This is a genomic window from Hymenobacter sp. YC55 (genome assembly GCF_029433095.1).
Taxonomy (GTDB): domain Bacteria; phylum Bacteroidota; class Bacteroidia; order Cytophagales; family Hymenobacteraceae; genus Hymenobacter.
Window position 1 is genome coordinate 161,436 of sequence record NZ_JARNTX010000006.1, and the last position, 17,453, is coordinate 178,888.

Below are 17,453 nucleotides of genomic sequence, written 5' to 3' on the forward strand. Positions count from 1 at the left end.
GGAATTAGAAAGAAACATTAAGACCTAGGGTCACCAGGCGCACGCTCGGATACACGCGGCCACTACTGCCCGTGCCACCACCTAGGCCCACGCTCTCGCTGAACTCCGAGATTTCAGGGTCAAACCCAATTTTGCGCAAGTGGCTGATGGTCAATAAATCTTGTCCCGAAACGAAGATGCGTAGCTGCTCGATACCGGCTTTGCTGGTGAGCGTAGTTGGCAGTGTATAGCCGAGCTGCACGTTTTTGAGGCGGGCATACGCGCCGTTGCGCAGCCAGTAGTCCGAACCTTGGTTGTTGTTGGTTGAAGCCGTACCAATGGTCAAGCGTGGGTACGAAGCATCGGTGTTGGTTGGGGTCCAACGGTCGAGGTGTTGGGCATACACGTTTTCCCAGTTGTTGTGGAAGGCTTCCACCCCCTCACCGCGGATGTACAGGTTGCGCTTGCCCACGCCCTGCACAAATACTACCAGGTCAAACCCTTTGTAGTCAGCTGTGTAAGTGGCGCCGAAGGTGTAACGCGGGAATGGGTTGCCGAGCACGTAGCGGTCGTCTTGGTTGATGACGCCGTCGCCGTTGCGGTCCACGTAGCGGATGTCGCCGGGGCGCAGGGCACCAGGTGCCACAAAGGCAGGCTTAGGACCAGCATTGGCTTCCTCTAGCGTCTGGTAGATACCGGCCGTGCGGTAGCCGTAGTACGAGTTGATGGGGTAACCCTCGCGAATGATGTTGGTGGCGTCACCGCCCCTGATGGTTTCTACGCCCTTGGTATCGGTCACCAGGTTGCGGGTGTCGGCGGCATTCAGAGTCAGGCTTTGGTTGAAGCCACGCTCGGTACGCAAGCGGTAGGTAGCCGAAACTTCCCATCCTTGGTTACGGACACTAGCCGCGTTCTGGGTTGGAGCGCCGGCCCCGAAGGCACCGGCTACCGGCAGGTCAATCAGGATGTCGCTGGTGCGCTTGTCGAAATAGTCGAAACTAACCGATAAGGCATTCTTAAAGAAAGCGGCGTCCACGCCGATGTTGCCCATCGTGGCCGTTTCCCAGGTGATGTCGCGGTTAGCCGTGCCAAAGTTGGCTCCCGGCACGGCCTGCTCGCCAAACGAATAAGCGCCCGGCGCGGTGCTGATCGTGCTCAGGTAGCGGTACAAGCCAATGTTCTGGTTGCCGAGCTGCCCAATCGAGCCCCGCACTTTCAGGTCGCTGAAGCTTGGCTGCAAGAAGCTTAAAAAGTTCTCTTCCAGTGGCCGCCAGCCCGCCGACACCGACGGGAAAAAGCCCCAACGCTTGTTACTAGCAAACCGCGACGAGCCATCGTACCGGAAGCTACCCTCGATGAGGTACTTGCCAGCAAAGGCGTAGTTGAGGCGGCCAAACACCGAGTTCAGCGCCCATTGCTCGTTGTTGCCGTAGGTACCATTGGCGTGATTGCCGCCACTAGGGTCGGTGATGTTGCCGTACGTGGTGCCGTTGCTGATAACTCCGAAGTTGTTGCCCGGCACATTAAGAACGCGAATCCCTGCGCGGTCGTCGTTGTAGTGCTCACTTGAATAGCCTACCAAGGCCTTCACCTCGTGCTTCTGCCCCAAGGCGCGCTCGTAGTTGATGGTTGCTTGGTAGTTGGTGAGCAGGGTGCGCTGGGTGCGGTCGGTAACCGAGTTGTTGCCGTCGCCGCCTGAGGTAGGTGAGCCGTCGAGCGTCACGTATCGCAGGCTGCGTGTAAACTCGTTCATGCGGTAGTTCCATAGGTCGCCGCCCACGAGGCCGCGCAGCTTTAAGCCCTTCACCACTTCAAACTCGGCGTTGAGGTTGCCGTAGCCGTTGTCGTTGGAGTTGGTGCGCAAGCCTCCATTGCGCAACCGGTTGATGGGGTTGCTGCTCGAGGTAGCAGGCGTCACATAGTTGCCCAGCGAGTCTTGGATGGGGTAGATGACCGGAATGCGCACCGCATCGCTGATAATCCACTCGGTGCTGTACGCGTGCTCCCGGGTGCTCACGCGGGCATAAGAGAGAATAGCACCTACCGACAGCTTTTCAGTAACTTGCGTGTTCAGATTCAAGCGGGCATTGAGGCGCTTAAACCCGAAGTTGTCGCCTACCAGCAGGTTATTTTGATCTACATAGCCCAGCGACACTAAGTAGCGCGTTTTGCCCGAGCCGCCGCTGAGGCTGAGGTTGTGGTTTTGTTGCATGGCACGCTCTTTCAGCACCCCATCCAAGTACCACTCATAGTCGCCACGAGCCGCAAAGTCGCGCATCTGCTGGGGTGAAAACTGCGGGCTCTGTCCCGAGTTGACCAGCGCCTCGTTCTTGAGTTGCATGAACTCAAGGCCGGTAACGGGCTTGCGCAAAAAGCTCGGGGACTGCCATCCCACCAGCGTGTTGTAATTCAGTACGGGCTTCTGGTTGAGCGCCCCTTTTTTGGTGGTGACAAGCAGAACTCCGTTGGCTCCCCGCGACCCGTAGATGGCGGCCGACGCGGCATCTTTCAGCACCGTGATGCTTTCAATGTCGTTGGGATTAAGCGAATTCAGCGAACCAGCAATCCCGTCTACCACTACCAGCGGCGAGGCATTGCCGAGGGTACCCACGCCCCGGATGTTGATGTTGAGGCCCGCTCCCGGTTCGGCGCTGCTTTGCTGAATCGTGAGGTTGGGGGCCGTGCCTTGCAGCGCTTGCGCCACGTTGGTTACCGGCCGGTTTTCCAGGGCGGGTGCCGCTACCGTGCTGATAGCCCCGGTTACTTCGGCCTTTTGCTGGGTACCGTAGCCGATTACTACCACTTCGCTCAACGCCTTAGCATCTTCCGCTAAAGTCACTGTGAGGCTGCTGGTCGCACCCTGAACAGCTACTTCTTGACGCGCAAAGCCGACAAAGCTGAAAACTAAGGTGCTGTTTTCCGGAGCGAGCAAGGAGAAGCTGCCATCGGGGCCGGTGCTGGTGCCTTGGGTTGTACCCTTCACCACTACCGTCACGCCGGGCAGCCCGGCTCCCTTGGCGTCAACTACTTTGCCCGCAACGGTGATGTCCTGCTGTTCGGAATCGTTTGCACCTGCATGGAGGCGTTCAACAGCGACAGGCGTGATGACGTAATCGTTTGCATGCAGTTTTCTAAACCCTAAGCCAACTTGGGGCAGTACGCTCGCTAAGCGTGCATCAAGCGTAGTTACCTCGCTCGGAGCAACGACGCGCTTGTCGCCGACGAGTTCGGTGTCGTAGGCAATAATGCTCTTGTACTGCTTTTCCCACTGCTTGAGCAGGTGCTTGAGGGAAACAGCCTCGGCCGCTGGCCGGGCATGCGGGCGCTGCGTTGAAGCCAATAATTGGGCCGATGCTGCCGGGCTAAATGCATTTAGCAACAACAAACTTGTTGTGGAAAGCAATAAGCGAGAACCGGATCTGCCAAGTAGTACAGTAGGAGGTAGGTTCATGGGGTAGGGTGGGATGAAGGGTGATTGGACAGGATAACTTGATTTTGCCGACGGACGATTTGCAAGTTGAAGGTGGCCGCTAGGTTCTCGCAGAGCAGGTCCAGGTTATTGCTCGGGAAAGTGCCCGTAAACTTGCGCTGCTTTAAAGCGGGACTAGCTACCACCACCTCTACTCCGTAAGTGTCTTGCAGGCGAGTGGCGATGTCGGCAATGGTAGTGGCGTCAAAAACTAGCTTGCCGTCTGCCCAGGCCGCGTAGGGGGCCGACTGCACAGCTTGGTGCACCACTTTGCCAGGATTTTGATCGGAGGTTTCCAGTAATTCGCCGGGCTTGAGAATGACTTTTGGTCGAGTAGTATCGGCAAACGCCACCTGCACTTTGCCCGAGAGGAGGACCACGCGAGCCTGCTCGTGGCGCCGGTACACCGTAAACTTGGTGCCGAGTACCTCTACGTTGAGACCAGCCGTAGTATGGACCACAAATGGTTGGTGATTAGGCAAGTGCTTCACCGAGAAGTAAGCCTCCCCATCCAACCATACCTCGCGAGGACGCTCGGAGCCAGGTGTAGCGGCGTAGCGTACCGTGGAGTGCGCGTTCAAGGTCACCTCCGACCCGTCGGGCAATTGCACAACCCGCGTTTGTCCGTAAGGAGTATCATAGCTAGCTACGGTGGGCTCCACTACTTGGCTACGCTCATGCACAAGCCAGCCGCTGCCCGCCACTACGCCCGCTACGGCGGCCGCCGCGGCCCAGCGCCGCCACGCTGCCGGGCGAGTTACACTCGTTGTTGGAACGCTTTCCAGTTGCATACGCGCGTAGATGTTTTCCCGCATGCTGGCGTAGTCGTACGGATCGTTGCCGTCGGCTTGGCGCACTGGCTCTAACTCCAGGGTTTGCTGGCTCATCCAATAGTGAGCCAGCAACTCGTTGGCCGGATCTGCAAGCCAAGCGCGAACAGCTTGCGCTTCCTCTAGCGAGGATTCGCCGCGTACATAGCGCTGGCAGGCTTCATAGTCGATTTCTCTATACATAGGCAGGTTTGCTAGATCTCTCTGAGTGGTAAAAGCCACGAAGTGCCCCTCCCCCCAAAGCACCTTGAAAATATTTTTTTGCGCAGCTTGCTACCGCATTTCTTTAGCCTGCCTGCGGCAGCAAAACGCCCTCAAATACGTCAATAAGAGCACCTAGCAGCAGGGCAATTGGAACTTACTTGGGTGGCGCTACACTTGAGCCTGGAATAAGTTTTTTAATGTTGCACTGACTTGCTTGAGGTTTTTTATATTTAAGTATTCAGGCACATGCGCAAGCTTTTACTACTGCCTACTTTCCCTTGAAAGTCGTAAGAGAATTCTCGGACCACACCTGCTTAGAACGCCTCCAGAAAAACGACACGGCGGCCTTCGACCTGCTGTTCGATCAGCACGCACCTGCCTTGTGCCGCTTTGTGCACGGCTACTTGAAGAGCCATGCCGATGCCGAAGAGGTGGTACAGGATTGCTTTCTCAAGCTGTGGGAGCGTCGACATGAATTCGATAAGGGCATCGTTTTCAAAACCTACCTCTATACCTCTGCTTACCGGGCTATCCTGAAGCAGCTGCGCCGTCAGCGGTACTGGGTGTTCGAGGATTGCGATGGCGAAATGCTCATCGAAGAAGGCAACCCGGGCAAACTAGTGGAGTATCAGGAGTTGGAACAGCTTTATCAGCTAGCAGTAGCTCAGCTGCCTTCCCGCCGTCGGCAGATATTTTCGTTGAGCCGGCAAAACGGCCTTTCTCACGCCATGATTGCCAACGAGTTGAACATTTCAGTTAAGTGCGTGGAAAACCAAATGACGCACGCCCTGAAGTTTATGAAGCTTTACTTTCAGGCGCACGGCGTATCCTTGGGGCTTGCTTTTTTAGTGCTGTCATTGTAGCGTCAACTCACTTGTTGAAGGCAACCCGATAGAGTTTGTATGCGGGAATCCGTGTTGCTATAAATTGCAAGAGGGGCGCAGCAATACGGCATTTGCTATGCCGTATTGCTGCGCCCCTCTTATGTAGTGGGCGTACTCTTAAAGCGTACGAATCTTGATGTTCTTATACCATACTTTGTCGCCGTGGTCCTGCAAGGCAATGTGGCCCTTCTGCGTACGGCCATAACCAGGCATGGAATTGAACTTGCTGTCCTTCACCATGGCTTCCCATTCAGGGCTTAGCAACTGGTATTCCACCACTTTTTTGCGGTTAAGCCAGTGCTCTACGTGGCCTTTGTTAACTACCAGTTTAACGGTGTTCCACTGCCCAGCAGGTTTAACGGCTGGCGTTGACAACGGAATCAAATCGTACAAAGAACCGGCTTGGCGGTTGTTGTTTTTGCCCATCTTAGCGTCGGGGTGCCGCTCATCATCTAGCACTTGCATTTCGGGGCCGGTGCTATAGGTTGCCGAGTACTGGGGGTCTTCCGACACATTGTAGATAATGCCGCTGTTTCCTCCTTCCGAAATCTTCCAGTCCAGTACGAGCTCATAGTTTTCGTATTGATTTTTGGTAAGAATATCGCCTCCACCTTTACCGGTGAGCGCAATAGCATTGTCCTCAATCTGCCAGGAAGAGGGTACGGCGTCCTTTTTAAAGCCCTTGAAGTTGCCCAGCGATTTACCATCGAACAACAGCACCCAACCAGCTTTCGCTTCTGCTTTGGTCAGGGTGTTATCTATTGGTTTAGGAGCGCTTGCCCGCATTCTGAAAGCGCCCGCAACAAGCAAAACAAGAGCAGTAGCAAGGAGAAGAACGGTACTTGATTTTCTTGAGTGGGTCATAGCCAAAAAGTTAAGTTGGGTTGAACTGTCACGTAAGCCGTTGCAAAAAAGCTGCCCCTATTTCAAGCGGTGTGCTTCGACGCCCTCGTTCGTGATTTTTATGGGTTTGATGTTGCCTTGCGCGTCGAAGAAAAGCTGATCGATGCAGGTGACGCGGTGGTTGCCGTCGGTTTCGCCTAGCGGCCGGCGGTGATACACGACGTACCACCGGTCGGTGCCGGGTGCCTGTAGCACCGAGTGGTGCCCGGCGCCGGTGGCTACCTGTGGGTCTTGCTGCAAGACTTTACCGATGCGCTGAAAGGGGCCCATCGGGGAGTCGGCCACGGCGTAGGCCACTGAGTAGTTAGGTCCAGTCCAGCCGCCCTCCGACCACATGAAGTAGTACTTACCGTCTTTGCGGAACATAAAAGGACCCTCTACATAGCCCTGCGGCGTGATTTCCTTGTAAAGCGTGCCGTCGGCTTGTGGCACAAAGCCCGTGAAGTCGTCTTTGAGCCGGGCAATGTTGCAGTGCGACCAACCCCCGTAGATCATGTAGTAGGCCCCGTCCTTGTCCTGAAATACAAACTGATCGATGGGCTGCGCCCCGTTGTGAATCTGCCCGATCAGTGGCTTGCCTAAGTAATCTTTGAAGGGGCCTTCTGGCCGGTCGGCCACGGCCACCCCAATGCCGCCAATTTCGCCTTCGTGCACGTCGTTGGCGCCGAAGAAAAGAAAGTACTTGTTGCCTTTCTTCACAATGGAGGGGGCCCACATAGCTTTGCGGGCCCATTTCACGCTAGCCGTATCGATGATGCGCGGGTGCTTGGTCCAAGTCACCAGGTCGGGCGAGGAAAAAGCGTCGAGAAACACTTGCTGCTCGTAACGGGCCGAGTAGGTAGGGTAGATCCAATACTGACCGTTGAAGATGGTGGCTTCCGGGTCGGCGTACCAGCCTGGAAACACCGGATTGCCAGATTTTTTGGGGGCAGTAGTAGACGAGGATGAGGCTTTAGCTGGCTTACGCGAAGCAAGACTCGTTTGGCTGAACGCTGGCGAAACGGCCATAAGGCCAAACAATAACCCAAGCACGGGCAGGCTCTTACGGAAGTTGTACATGGTTTTCACGTTTGGTTTTCGCTCGCCCATAGAGGTTTCAACGTTTATCTGTTCGTATTCAAGGCGCACTTAGTACGCCGACCCTGCATACTGCTGGCTTAGGCCAGCAACTGGGGTTTTTCCTGGTATACTTTCCACAGGAACTCTCCGAAGATAGTATTGGCCCACGCAAACCAGGAGCGCGTAAACTTGGCCGGGTCATCCTTGTGAAAAGACTCGTGCATGTAGCCGGTTCCGGCGTGGGTGCTCTTAAGGCTTTGCACGCAGGCGCGGATTTCGGCGTCGTTTGTGCTCGTTAGTCCGCGGGTGACAATGGCAATTGGCCAGATCATGTCTTGGCCTACGTGCGGGCCGCCAATGCCCTCGGCCGCTTTGCCTTTGAAGAAAAACGGATTGTCCTGCGAAAGCAAAAACTTGCGGGTGTTCTGGTAAACCGGGTCCGTGATGGGCACCGCGCCTAAGTAGGGCAACGAAACCAAACTCGGCACGTTGGCGTCGTCCATGAGCACCTGGCTGCCGAACCCATCAACTTCATAGGCGTAGATCTGGCCGTGTTGGGGGTGGTTGACTACAGCGTGCTTACGTAAAGCTGCTTCCACCTCGTTGGCCAGTGCGGTCAGTTCCTGAGCCGTGGCCGTGTCCTTGGCCAAGCTGGTCATCATCTCGCTGGCTTGCCGCAAGCTCACGACGGCGAAGAAATTGCTGGGCACCAGAAACGAATACAGCGTGGCGTCGTCGCTGGGGCGGAAGGCCGAACAGATCAGGCCCACCGGCTGCACGGGGTAGCCGTAGCCGCTCATGGGCTGGGTGTCGGTAGCGGTAGCCGTTTGGCGCTGAAATTTGTAGGGGCCTAGGCTCTCCTTGCGCTGCTGCTCCCGGAAGGTCTGCAACGTCTTTTTAACGGCCTGCTGCCACTGCGCGTCAAATGGTTTCGGGTCGTTGGTTTTCTTCCAGTAATGATACGCCAGCCGGATGGGGTAGCACAGCGAGTCGATTTCCCACTTCCGCTCGTGCACGCCCGCCTGCATCTTGGTCATGTCCGTTTTCCACTCGCCAACCTTGGTGTCATCGCCGTAGAAAGCATTAGCGTATGGGTCTTTGATGACGCAGCGCGTCTGCCGGTTGATAACGCCGGCCACCAACTGCCGCAACTCGGTGTCTTTGTCGATGAATTGCAAATAGGGCCATACCTGCGCCGAGCTGTCGCGCAGCCACATAGCGTCGATGTCGCCGGTGATGACGTAGGTGTCGGGCCGACCCTGCGGTGAGGTGTACGTTACGGTGGTGTCGAGAGTGCTAGGGAAGCAGTTGGCAAACAGCCAGCCTAGCTCCTTGTCTTTCACGTTCTTATTGAACTCGGCAATGGCTGCTTCTACCGAGCGGCTGCGAAAGCGTCGTTTGTCGGCGGCGGGCCGCACCACAGGGAAAGTGGGCGCTGCACCTGCAAAAGAGTATTGCTTGAGAAATACGCTGGCCGTGAGTAGAGAAAAACCTTGAACGAAGTTTCTGCGGTTCATGCGGGGGAGGTGTGGGGGAAAGGAAGGCTTGAACGACTAGGCCAATGCCCCGGCTTGCGTGCCGAAACAGAAGCCTAGCCGTTGGCACAGTTATTTAGAGTTCGATACCGAAAAAGGAGCCGCGTCGGGCTTGGTGCCACGCGTCTTGTTGGGCGTTGCGGCCATATCGAAATCGAGCGTAGCGCCTTTAAGCAGCTCTTCGTGGGTGAGATAGTTTTTGTCGTACACTTTGCCGTTCACCGTTAGCTGGTTCACGTAGCGGTTCTCACTGGAGTTGTTGCTGGCATTCAGCACAATATCCTTGCCAGAGGGTAGGTGCAAGGTGGCCTTAGGGAAAAGGGGCGCACCCAGTACGTACTGGTCGGTGCCGGGGCACACGGGGTAGAAACCAAGAGCCGAGAAAACATACCACGCCGAGGTCTGGCCGTTGTCTTCGTCGCCGCAGTAGCCATCGGAGGTGGGTAAGTATAGGCGGTTCATTACCTCGCGCACCCAATACTGCGTTTTCCACGGCTGCCCCGCGTAGTTGTAGAGATAAGGCATGTGCTGGATAGGCTGGTTGCCGTGGGCGTAGTTACCCATGTTGGCAATCTGCATCTCCCGGATTTCGTGAATGGTACCGCCGTAGTAGGAATCGTCGAATACAGGCGGCAGCTTGAATACGGTGTCCAGGGTAGCCACAAACTTCTTTTTGCCACCCATCAGGTTCATCAGCCCCTGGATGTCGTGGAATACCGACCACGTGTAGTGCAGGCTGTTGCCTTCGGTGAAGGCGTCGCCCCACTTGAAAGGGCTAAACGGCTTCTGGAACTTGCCGTCCTGGTTTTTGCCACGCATCAACCCCGATTCCTTGTCGAACAGGTTGCGGTAGTTTTGGCTGCGCTTGGCGTACAGGTCGATTTCCTTCTTTGGCTTGTTGAGCGCCTTGGCCAGCTGGTAGATCGTGAAGTCGTCGTAGGCGTACTCAAGAGTGCGCGCCGCGTTTTCATTGATCTTCACATCGTAAGGCACGTAGCCGAGCTTGTTATAGTACTCCACCCCGGCCCGGCCCACGGCGGTCAGCGGACCAGCGTTGTTGGCGCCGTGGGTTAGAGCTTCGTAGAGCACGTTCATATCCTGGCCACGGATGCCTTTGAGGTAGGCGTCGGCCACTACCGAAGCCGAGTTGTTGCCCACCATCACGTTGCGCAAGCCCGGGCTACCCCACTCCGGCAGCCAACCACTTTCCTTGTAGTCGTTGGCTAGGCCCTGCTGAATTTCAGTGTTAATGTCGGGGTAAACCAGGTTCAGGAAAGGGAACAGCGCCCGGAACGTATCCCAGAAGCCGGTGTCGGTGTACATGAAGCCGGGCAATACCTCACCGTTGAAAGGGCTGTAGTGCATCACTTTGTTGTTGGCATCCAGCTCATACAACTTGCGCGGGAACAGCAGGGAGCGGTAAAGGCAAGAGTAGAAGGTGCGCCGCTGATCGTCGGTACCGCCGTTTATTTCAATGCGGCCCAGTGCTTTGTTCCAGGCTACGCGGCCTTGCTGACGAACCGCCTCGAAGTCGTTGTTGCCGATTTCGCGCAGGTTGAGCTCGGCTTGCTCTGGGCTGATAAACGAAGAAGTTACCCGGGCATTCACTTGCTCGCCCTTGCGCGTTTTGAAGCCGACCACAGCGCCCGCATGGTTGGCAGTGGCTTCCAGCTCGCCCGCAGCCAGAACCTTGTCTTTGTAGACGGCTGTGCTGGTAAACGCGTGGTCGAACTCGATAACGAAGAAGTTCTTGAAGTTTTTGGGTACGCCGCCACTATTGCGGGTGGTGTAGCCGATGATTTTGCGCTGCTCGGGCAGCACTTTCACGTAGGAGCCTTTATCTAGCGCGTCGAGCACCACATAAGCGCTGTCCGTTTGGGGAAAGGTGAAGCGGAAGCGCGCCGCCCGTTCGGTGGGCGTAATTTCCGTCACGATGTCGTGGTCGGCCAGATACACGCGGTAGTAGTTGGGCTCGGCCACTTCAGCTTTGTGCGAGTACCAACTCGCCCGCTCGTTTTCATCGAACACGCGCTTGCCCTTGATGGGCATGATGGCAAACTGGCCATAGTCGTTCATCCAGGGCGAGGGCTGGTGCGTTTGCTTGAAGCCCTTGATTTTGTCGGCCGCGTAGGTGTAGGCCCACCCGTCGCCCATTTTGCCGGTTTGCGGCATCCAGAAGTTCATCCCCCACGGCAAGGCTATTGCCGGGTACGTGTTGCCGTTAGACAAACTTGGTTTGGAGTCAGTGCCAATCAGCGGGTTCACCCACTGCATAGGATCTTGAGCAGTTGTTGCGACTTGCGCGATGCTAGGACAAGCCTCTAACAGCAGCAATGCCGCGAGAGCAGGAAGAAGTTTAGTCATTCGGTTGCCGAAAATGAAAACGCAAAAATTGCCGCGGGTAAGTCGAGTAGCGTGCTGTAAGATTACACCTTACAGCACTGAAAAAATTAGTGGAATTAACTGAAAGCTAAATAACCGAAATGGATATTTCGGAAAATGCCAGTTGAGTCAAGACTGTATTTTCAATTAATGGTACGCAAGTTCGAGAGCTGGATTTTGGGTGTAGCTAAGCCAGAGTTCGTCGAGCGTTTTACCGGTTTTTTGCTTCCACAAATCAGCTGAATAAGTGCGCGTACGGGCAGCATCGTCCATTTCGTTTACAATGGATTTGCGCACGTTTTTCTCGAGCCAGACCAAGAAACGGGCTGTAATTCGGTAGCTGTTGGTGTAGCTCTGACCAGCTTTATATTCCGGTAAAGCCCACTGAGCCTTTATGTTATTTACGCCATATACGTACCGGACGTAATCGGCAATGCCTTCGGTAAGCCAGCCAGGGGAGCCACCGGGATACGCCTGCACAACGTGCATCACCTCGTGCGTTACCACATCAATGTCTTCCGGGTGCTCTCTCATCCACTTGGGGCTGTACCGGGCCACGCCGTTGCCGGTTGCCGCCACCCCTACATAGTCAGGGTCGATAATGAACGTGACTTTTTTGAGCGTTTTGCTATTAAACCGTTTTGCTTGCTTGGGATAAACTGTAAAAAAAGCGTCTATCATTTTCTGCTTGGTAACGGCAGAAAATGCGGAATCTTTTGAAATAAATAGAAGGGTATAACCACCCTTCGTAATAGAGTCTTTGGCATAATAGGCTCGCTCCATTTTTTCGAAAGAAGTAGCCTGGGTTATTTCCGATTTCAGTATGCCTATTAAAGTTGCAACCAGGAGAAATAGCAAGGTCTTGTTTGCCATGCGTGTGCGCTTTGCTGCTTAATTAATTTAGAAAATGAAAATCTCTTATTCTGGATAATTGAGCTGCAATCTGTCGTGCAGTTTCTGTAGCCGCGTACAGAAGTCCCCTTTACACCTGCTCTTGATTGAAGTTCACGGCATGCAAATCTTGAACTAAGCGCTGAGGCAATTTTCAGCAGGTATGAGTTTCAAGCAAAAAAAGAGCGTCAGGCCGAGTGGAGCCAGCAAACGGCAGAAATTCCCAGAACTCCCGCTTGCACACGCTTCCCACCCGACCATGACGCTCAGTTGCCTACCACCCAGGGTTCTGGGTCAGCTGCTTGTTATTGTTGATTTCCGCCGATGGAATACCCCACAGCAGGTATTTCTCTTGGAACGCGGGGCCTACTTCGCCCTTGAAACCTACCACGTCCACGAAGCGGTTGTTGACCACGTCGTAAGTTTTGCGGGTACGCTGAATGTCGAAGTACGCCTTGTTTTCGTAGGCTAGTTCGTGGTAACGCTCCTTCCACACCGCTTCGCGGAAGGCATCTTTACTTAAACCGCTGAGTGCAGGTAGCTTAGCTCGGCTGCGGATGGCATTGATCTGGGCATAAGCCTTGGGTGTGGCAGCACTAGCTTCGTTGATGGCTTCGGCGTAAATCAACATTACCTCTGGCATCCGGATCAGCGTCCAGTTCTCATCGCACGAGAAGTTGCGGTTCAAGGCACTTTCCAGGTGAAAGTACTTATAAAGCGCGTGCCGATTGAATTGAACATTGTTTGGCTTTGCACTATTAGATGTTCTGTCAAACCCCTGAGCTCCAGAGAAATAAAACTGTTTTTCTTGGGCCCGTAGGTCGCCCGGCTCGTAGGAATTATAAAATTCCTCCGTCGGAATCAAGGCCCCAAACTCGTCATTGTAAGCCGAAACGCCCGCGAAATAAGGGACTACCAGCGGACTGATGGCGTTGGTAGCAATGCCGTTAGCGTACTGCGCCTGTAGAATTAATTCGCCCTGGTTTTTGGTGGCGTTGCTGTGAAGCGATAGGTAATCGGTGAACAACGGATAGTTGCCGGCGTCGATTACTTCAGCGGCCTTATCAGCAGCTTTCTGGTAGTTCTCTCTTTTCTGCATGGGGTAGCCCGCTGTGGTCAGGTACACATCAGCCAGCAGAGCCTTCACGGCCGACTGCGAGATACGCCCGGTGCGGTCTACTACCGGCAAGCCTGCCGCCTCTGCCGTTTGTAGGTCACTTATAATCAATGCGTACACGTCGGCCGCAGAGTTACGGGTCGGGTAAAGATTTGGACCGGGGCCAGAAATGGGTTCCGTTAGCAGAGGCACGTCGCCGTAAAGCCGTACTAACAGATTGTATAGGTAGGCCCGGATAAAATATGCCTGACCAAGCAATGCCTGCTTCTGACTATCAGGCATATTAATGGCCGGGATGCGCGTAATGGCCAAATTGGCTGCTCCAATGCCGTTGTAGGCACTGTTCCAGACACTAGAGAAGAAGGGGTTGGCCGGGTCGATGCTCTGGTTGATAATCTGGTTGTTGTTGAAGCTTTGACCTAGCGAGGTGGCGTGCATAGTCATCAGTTCCAGTGTCACCCAGATGGCCTCACCGTAGCCCGTACCGTTTTGCACGATGCGCAGGTTATTATAAAGGCCGTCGACGGCCGCTTGGGCTTGACCAACTGAGCTGTAGTAGTCGTCAGGCCGAATGCGGGAGCGGCTGTCTACCTCCAGAAAATCATCGCAACTGGTCGCAACCAGTAGCAGTCCTGCGCTCAGGGCTGCAGTTCGAGAAAAGCGTTGTATAGTCGAAAACATAGAAAAGACGTTGAAAAACTGTTTGTTGAATGGTAGGTGTTGGGGTTCCCTGTTTGTCTGCGTCTTGAAATTGCGCGAGCAATCAAAGCAGGGAAGTCAACCGATCCTCAACAGCTAAAAATCAGTTTAAAATGACACGTTCAAACCAGCCGTGAACGTGCGGGCTTTGGGATAGTCGAAGAACTGAATACCCTGTGCAAAAGCATCGTTGAACGTCCTCGTTTCGGGATCGTAGCCGAAGTAGTCGGTGATCAGGAAAAAGTTCTGGGCCGACACATAGGCTCGCAGGCGGGTCAAGCCTAGCTTCTTGTTCACGTTATCGGAAAAGTTGTACCCCAAGACTGCGTTGCGCCCCCGAAGGAAGGAAGCGTCTTTCACCTTGTAAGAATCGATGCGCGAGTCGTAGGCTAAGTAGGAGGGCCGCACTTGGGCGATGCTGGTGTTCTGATTCTCGGGCGTCCAGGCGTCGTAAAGAGCTTTGGAGTACGCGTTAGCCTGCCCGGTGCGGTCCAGGCCCGAGTGCTCAGTTAAGTTCATCACGTCATTGCCGTAGGTGAACTGTAAATCCAGCAGCAGATCGAAGCCCCGGTAGCGGAAGTTGTTGATAAATGAGCCGAAGCCAGTAGGAATATTCTTACCTATAATCACCCGGTCTTGGTCGTTGATCCGCCCGTCGTCGTTCTGGTCGCGCCACTTTAGGTTGCCGGGTAGGCTACCGTAGCGCCGGGCCTCATCGGCCTCATCTGTTCCCCAAGTACCCAGGCGCTCCAAGCCGAACAGTGCACCCACCGTGGAGCCGACCCGCAGCACGTTGGTTTGGTTGAGAAAGTTTGGGCCAGGGAAAATGTCGTCGTTGGCCGCGCCCAAGGCCAGAATGCGGTTTTGCAGGAAGGAGATGTTGAACGTCGTGTTCCAAGTGAAATCAGTGCCCTGCACGTTTACTGTGTTCAAAGCCAATTCTAAGCCCCGGTTGCGCACGCTGCCAATGTTGGTTGGGTAGCTGCCATAACCGCTACTACGTGGCACCGGAGCCTGAAGCAAGAGGTCCTTGGTGGTGCGCTGGTAGAGGTCGCCTTCAAACGTGATGCGATTTTCCAATATGCCTACGTTCAGGCCCAGGTCAAACTGGTCGGCCGTTTCCCACTTTAACTGTGGATTGCCAAGAGAGCCGAGGGTAATACCGTTAGTGCGGTTGCCACCAAAAACATAGCCGTTAGTGCCTAGGAAAGTCTGCGACACGTAGTTGCCGAAGTCAGGGCCACTGTTGCCGGTGCGGCCATAGCCAAAGCGCAGCTTTAGGTCTGAAAACAAGCTGTTCTCGCGCAGAAATCCTTCTTCCGAAATACGCCAAGCTAAGGCTGCAGATGGGAAAATAGCATTCTTCGTGCTTACCCCAAAGCGGGAAGAGCCGTCGCGGCGCGTGGTTAGAGTCAGCAGGTAGCGGTTCTTGTAGCCGTAGTTTACCCGCCCGAAGACGGAAAAGAACTGATCGGCCTGGTAGTCAGAGCCAGGAGGGCTCGGTACCGAACCTGTACCGAGGTTGTAAAAGCTGAATGCATTATCAACTAGCAACGTGGTACTACTGCCATTCGATAGGCTTCGGAAGCGACGGGTATCGACGCCCGCCACAACGTTCAGAGAATGGTCTTCGCCGAACTGCTTATTATAGGTAGCATAGTTCTGCCATTGCAGGCTGGTAGCATTGTAATCGTTTATGCTGGCATAGCCCTGTGCCCCGCGCAATTGAATCAGCGTGGTAGCATAAGAAGGGTCGTTCCAGGTCTGAATGGTAGCCCCCAGCACGCTGCGGAAGCTTAAATTCGGCGTAATGGTAAAATCCAAGTAGCTGTTGCCCGAAAACACCTGTCGGCGGCGTAGTTCCTCGTCCTCTTGAGCAATGGCCACTGGGTTGTCGCCGCTTTCCATATCGGGGTATTGCTGGCGGCTGGCGTAGGTGCCGTCGGGGTACTTGACAGGCATGATGGGGATCATCTCAATCATCATGCGCGGGATATTGTTGCCTCCCACGAAGTCGTTGCCGATGCGCTCGTTGATATTACTGTAGTTAATGGTCGCCCCAACTTTCACCCATTTCTTGATTTGGTTGTCAACAACCAAACGGGCATTGTAGCGCTTCTGGAAGGTATTGAGGATGGTGCCCTGAGCGTTGGTATAGTTCAGAAACAGCCCATAAGTGAGCTGGTCGGCGCCACCCGAAAAGGATAAGTTATGGCTTTGGGTGACCCCCGTCTGGGTGGTCGCATCTTGCCAGTCGGTGTCATAGAGAGGGTTTAGGTCCTCGTCGAACAGCGGGCGGGTACTGTTGCTGGGAGTCAACGCACGCCGTTTGATATTGGGGTCGCGGTTGGTGTAGCGGCCGGCGGCCCACCCGGTTGGATCAAACTTTTGGATATTCTGGTAGGCCAGATCCTCGGCAGCCAGGAACTCCCGAGAGTTCAACACATCCAGCTTACGAGCAATCTGGCTTACGCTCACGAAGGCGTCGTAGCTTATTTGGGTGCCTTTCTTCCCCCGCTTCGTGGTGATGAGAATAACGCCATTGGAGCCTTGCGCGCCATAGATAGCGGTGGCCGAAGCATCTTTCAGGACTTCAATACTGGCAATGTCGTTTGGGTTCAGCGAAGTAATGCCGGCGTCCCAGAATACGCCGTCTACGACGTACAATGGGTTGTTGCCGGCGTTAATAGAGCCATAACCCCGCACTCGTATAGTAGGGCTGCTGCCTGGCTGCCCCGAATTCAGCGACACATCGACACCCGCAACCCGGCCTTGTAGGCCTTGTGCCACGTTTACCACAGGCCGCTCCACCAACTCCTTGCTGCTCACGCTTCCAACAGCTCCAGTCACATCGGAGCGCCGTTGGGTACCGTAACCAACTACCACCACCTCGTCCAAGGCTTTGGTGTCGGTAACCAGCTTCACTGTCAGTGTTGTGCGACCACCAATTGGTAGTTCCTGAGCTACATAGCCAATGGCCGAAACGACTAAGGTTTCATTGCCAGTAGGCACAGTAAGCGAGAATTTGCCTTCCGCATCAGTGCTAGTGCCGAGGCCAGTAGACCCCTTCACCACCACCGTTGTACCCGGTAGGGGGCTGCCTTTGTCGTCGGTTACCGATCCTTGGATAGTTACCGCAACGCGCCGAAAAGTTGAAATATCACTATTTGCAGAAGCCGGCGTCAGCGGTAGCACAGCCATCGTGCCAAAGGCAAGTAGCGGAATGCTGCGTAAGTTCCTAACAGATAAAGAGTTTCGCATGTGAAGGAGTTGGTGAAAAGAAAGGTGAGAGGGCAAAGGGTAAAAAGAGGAGAACTTTAACTGCAAGTTGAAACCGCGAAAAAGCCCACAGAAATCGTTTGCAATTAAAGGCCTAAACGTTTTGGCATGAATCGTTGAAATCAGAATGAGAAAGCAAGGAAACGTGAAGGCAAACCGGTAAGAAACCAATGAGGCAGGGAATTGCCACGCAGTATTGGTGTAAGGCGCAGAACAGGATAG

At 54.7% G+C, this 17,453-nt stretch carries 10 protein-coding genes; 1 reads left to right on the top strand and 9 read right to left on the bottom strand.

Translation table 11 applies throughout. The annotated features are described in order from the left end of the window. Positions 1-4: 4 nt before the first annotated feature. Positions 5-3,430 (bottom strand): TonB-dependent receptor, encoded by a 3,426-nt coding sequence (locus P1X16_RS26540; protein ID WP_277235452.1) that lies wholly within the window; start codon positions 3,428-3,430, stop codon positions 5-7. Further along, entirely contained in the window at positions 3,427-4,461 is a 1,035-nt protein-coding gene (locus tag P1X16_RS26545; protein WP_277235454.1) for a FecR domain-containing protein, read from the bottom strand. Before P1X16_RS26545 ends, P1X16_RS26540 begins: the two co-directional genes overlap by 4 nt. 299 nt (positions 4,462-4,760) lie before the next feature. Here P1X16_RS26545 and P1X16_RS26550 point away from each other — a divergent pair, with 299 nt between their 5' ends. Beyond that, positions 4,761-5,345, top strand: a complete 585-nt coding sequence (locus tag P1X16_RS26550; protein ID WP_277235456.1) for an RNA polymerase sigma-70 factor — start codon at positions 4,761-4,763, stop codon at positions 5,343-5,345. Between the two features lie 138 nt (positions 5,346-5,483). Here the strand turns inward: P1X16_RS26550 and P1X16_RS26555 are convergent, their stop codons facing one another. The 7 genes from P1X16_RS26555 to P1X16_RS26585 all read right to left on the bottom strand — a co-directional run bounded on the left by P1X16_RS26555 (position 5,484) and on the right by P1X16_RS26585 (position 17,213). Next, on the bottom strand, positions 5,484-6,152 hold the full coding sequence (locus P1X16_RS26555) for a DUF1080 domain-containing protein (protein WP_277235458.1): 669 nt from the start codon (positions 6,150-6,152) through the stop codon (positions 5,484-5,486). A 135-nt stretch (positions 6,153-6,287) separates the two neighbouring features. Next, a complete protein-coding gene (locus P1X16_RS26560) occupies positions 6,288-7,328 on the bottom strand; it encodes a glycoside hydrolase family 43 protein (protein ID WP_277235460.1) in 1,041 nt (346 codons plus the stop codon). A 98-nt stretch (positions 7,329-7,426) separates the two neighbouring features. Then, a complete protein-coding gene (locus tag P1X16_RS26565; protein ID WP_277235462.1) occupies positions 7,427-8,845 on the bottom strand; it encodes a glycoside hydrolase family 125 protein in 1,419 nt (472 codons plus the stop codon). Between the two features lie 90 nt (positions 8,846-8,935). After that, positions 8,936-11,227 (bottom strand): GH92 family glycosyl hydrolase, encoded by a 2,292-nt coding sequence (locus tag P1X16_RS26570; RefSeq protein WP_277235464.1) that lies wholly within the window; start codon positions 11,225-11,227, stop codon positions 8,936-8,938. A gap of 165 nt (positions 11,228-11,392) precedes the next feature. Further along, on the bottom strand, positions 11,393-11,926 hold the full coding sequence (locus P1X16_RS26575) for a basic secretory protein-like protein (protein ID WP_277235466.1): 534 nt from the start codon (positions 11,924-11,926) through the stop codon (positions 11,393-11,395). 484 nt (positions 11,927-12,410) lie between these two features. Further along, the gene (locus P1X16_RS26580) at positions 12,411-13,934 is read right to left on the bottom strand and encodes a RagB/SusD family nutrient uptake outer membrane protein (protein WP_277235468.1); all 1,524 of its coding nucleotides are present in this window, start codon (positions 13,932-13,934) and stop codon (positions 12,411-12,413) included. Between the two features lie 126 nt (positions 13,935-14,060). Then, positions 14,061-17,213 (bottom strand): TonB-dependent receptor, encoded by a 3,153-nt coding sequence (locus P1X16_RS26585; RefSeq protein WP_277235470.1) that lies wholly within the window; start codon positions 17,211-17,213, stop codon positions 14,061-14,063. Positions 17,214-17,453 lie beyond the last annotated feature (240 nt).

Excerpts from the sequence above, each read along its gene's own strand:
- P1X16_RS26540 (WP_277235452.1), bottom strand. The coding sequence starts at position 3,430 with ATGAACCTACCTCCTACTGTACTACTTGGCAGATCCGGTTCTCGCTTA.
- P1X16_RS26545 (WP_277235454.1), bottom strand. The coding sequence starts at position 4,461 with ATGTATAGAGAAATCGACTATGAAGCCTGCCAGCGCTATGTACGCGGC.
- P1X16_RS26555 (WP_277235458.1), bottom strand. The coding sequence starts at position 6,152 with ATGCGGGCAAGCGCTCCTAAACCAATAGATAACACCCTGACCAAAGCA.
- P1X16_RS26560 (WP_277235460.1), bottom strand. The coding sequence starts at position 7,328 with ATGTACAACTTCCGTAAGAGCCTGCCCGTGCTTGGGTTATTGTTTGGC.
- P1X16_RS26565 (WP_277235462.1), bottom strand. The coding sequence starts at position 8,845 with ATGAACCGCAGAAACTTCGTTCAAGGTTTTTCTCTACTCACGGCCAGC.
- P1X16_RS26570 (WP_277235464.1), bottom strand. The coding sequence starts at position 11,227 with ATGACTAAACTTCTTCCTGCTCTCGCGGCATTGCTGCTGTTAGAGGCT.
- P1X16_RS26575 (WP_277235466.1), bottom strand. The coding sequence starts at position 11,926 with ATGATAGACGCTTTTTTTACAGTTTATCCCAAGCAAGCAAAACGGTTT.
- P1X16_RS26580 (WP_277235468.1), bottom strand. The coding sequence starts at position 13,934 with ATGTTTTCGACTATACAACGCTTTTCTCGAACTGCAGCCCTGAGCGCA.
- P1X16_RS26585 (WP_277235470.1), bottom strand. The coding sequence starts at position 17,213 with ATGCGAAACTCTTTATCTGTTAGGAACTTACGCAGCATTCCGCTACTT.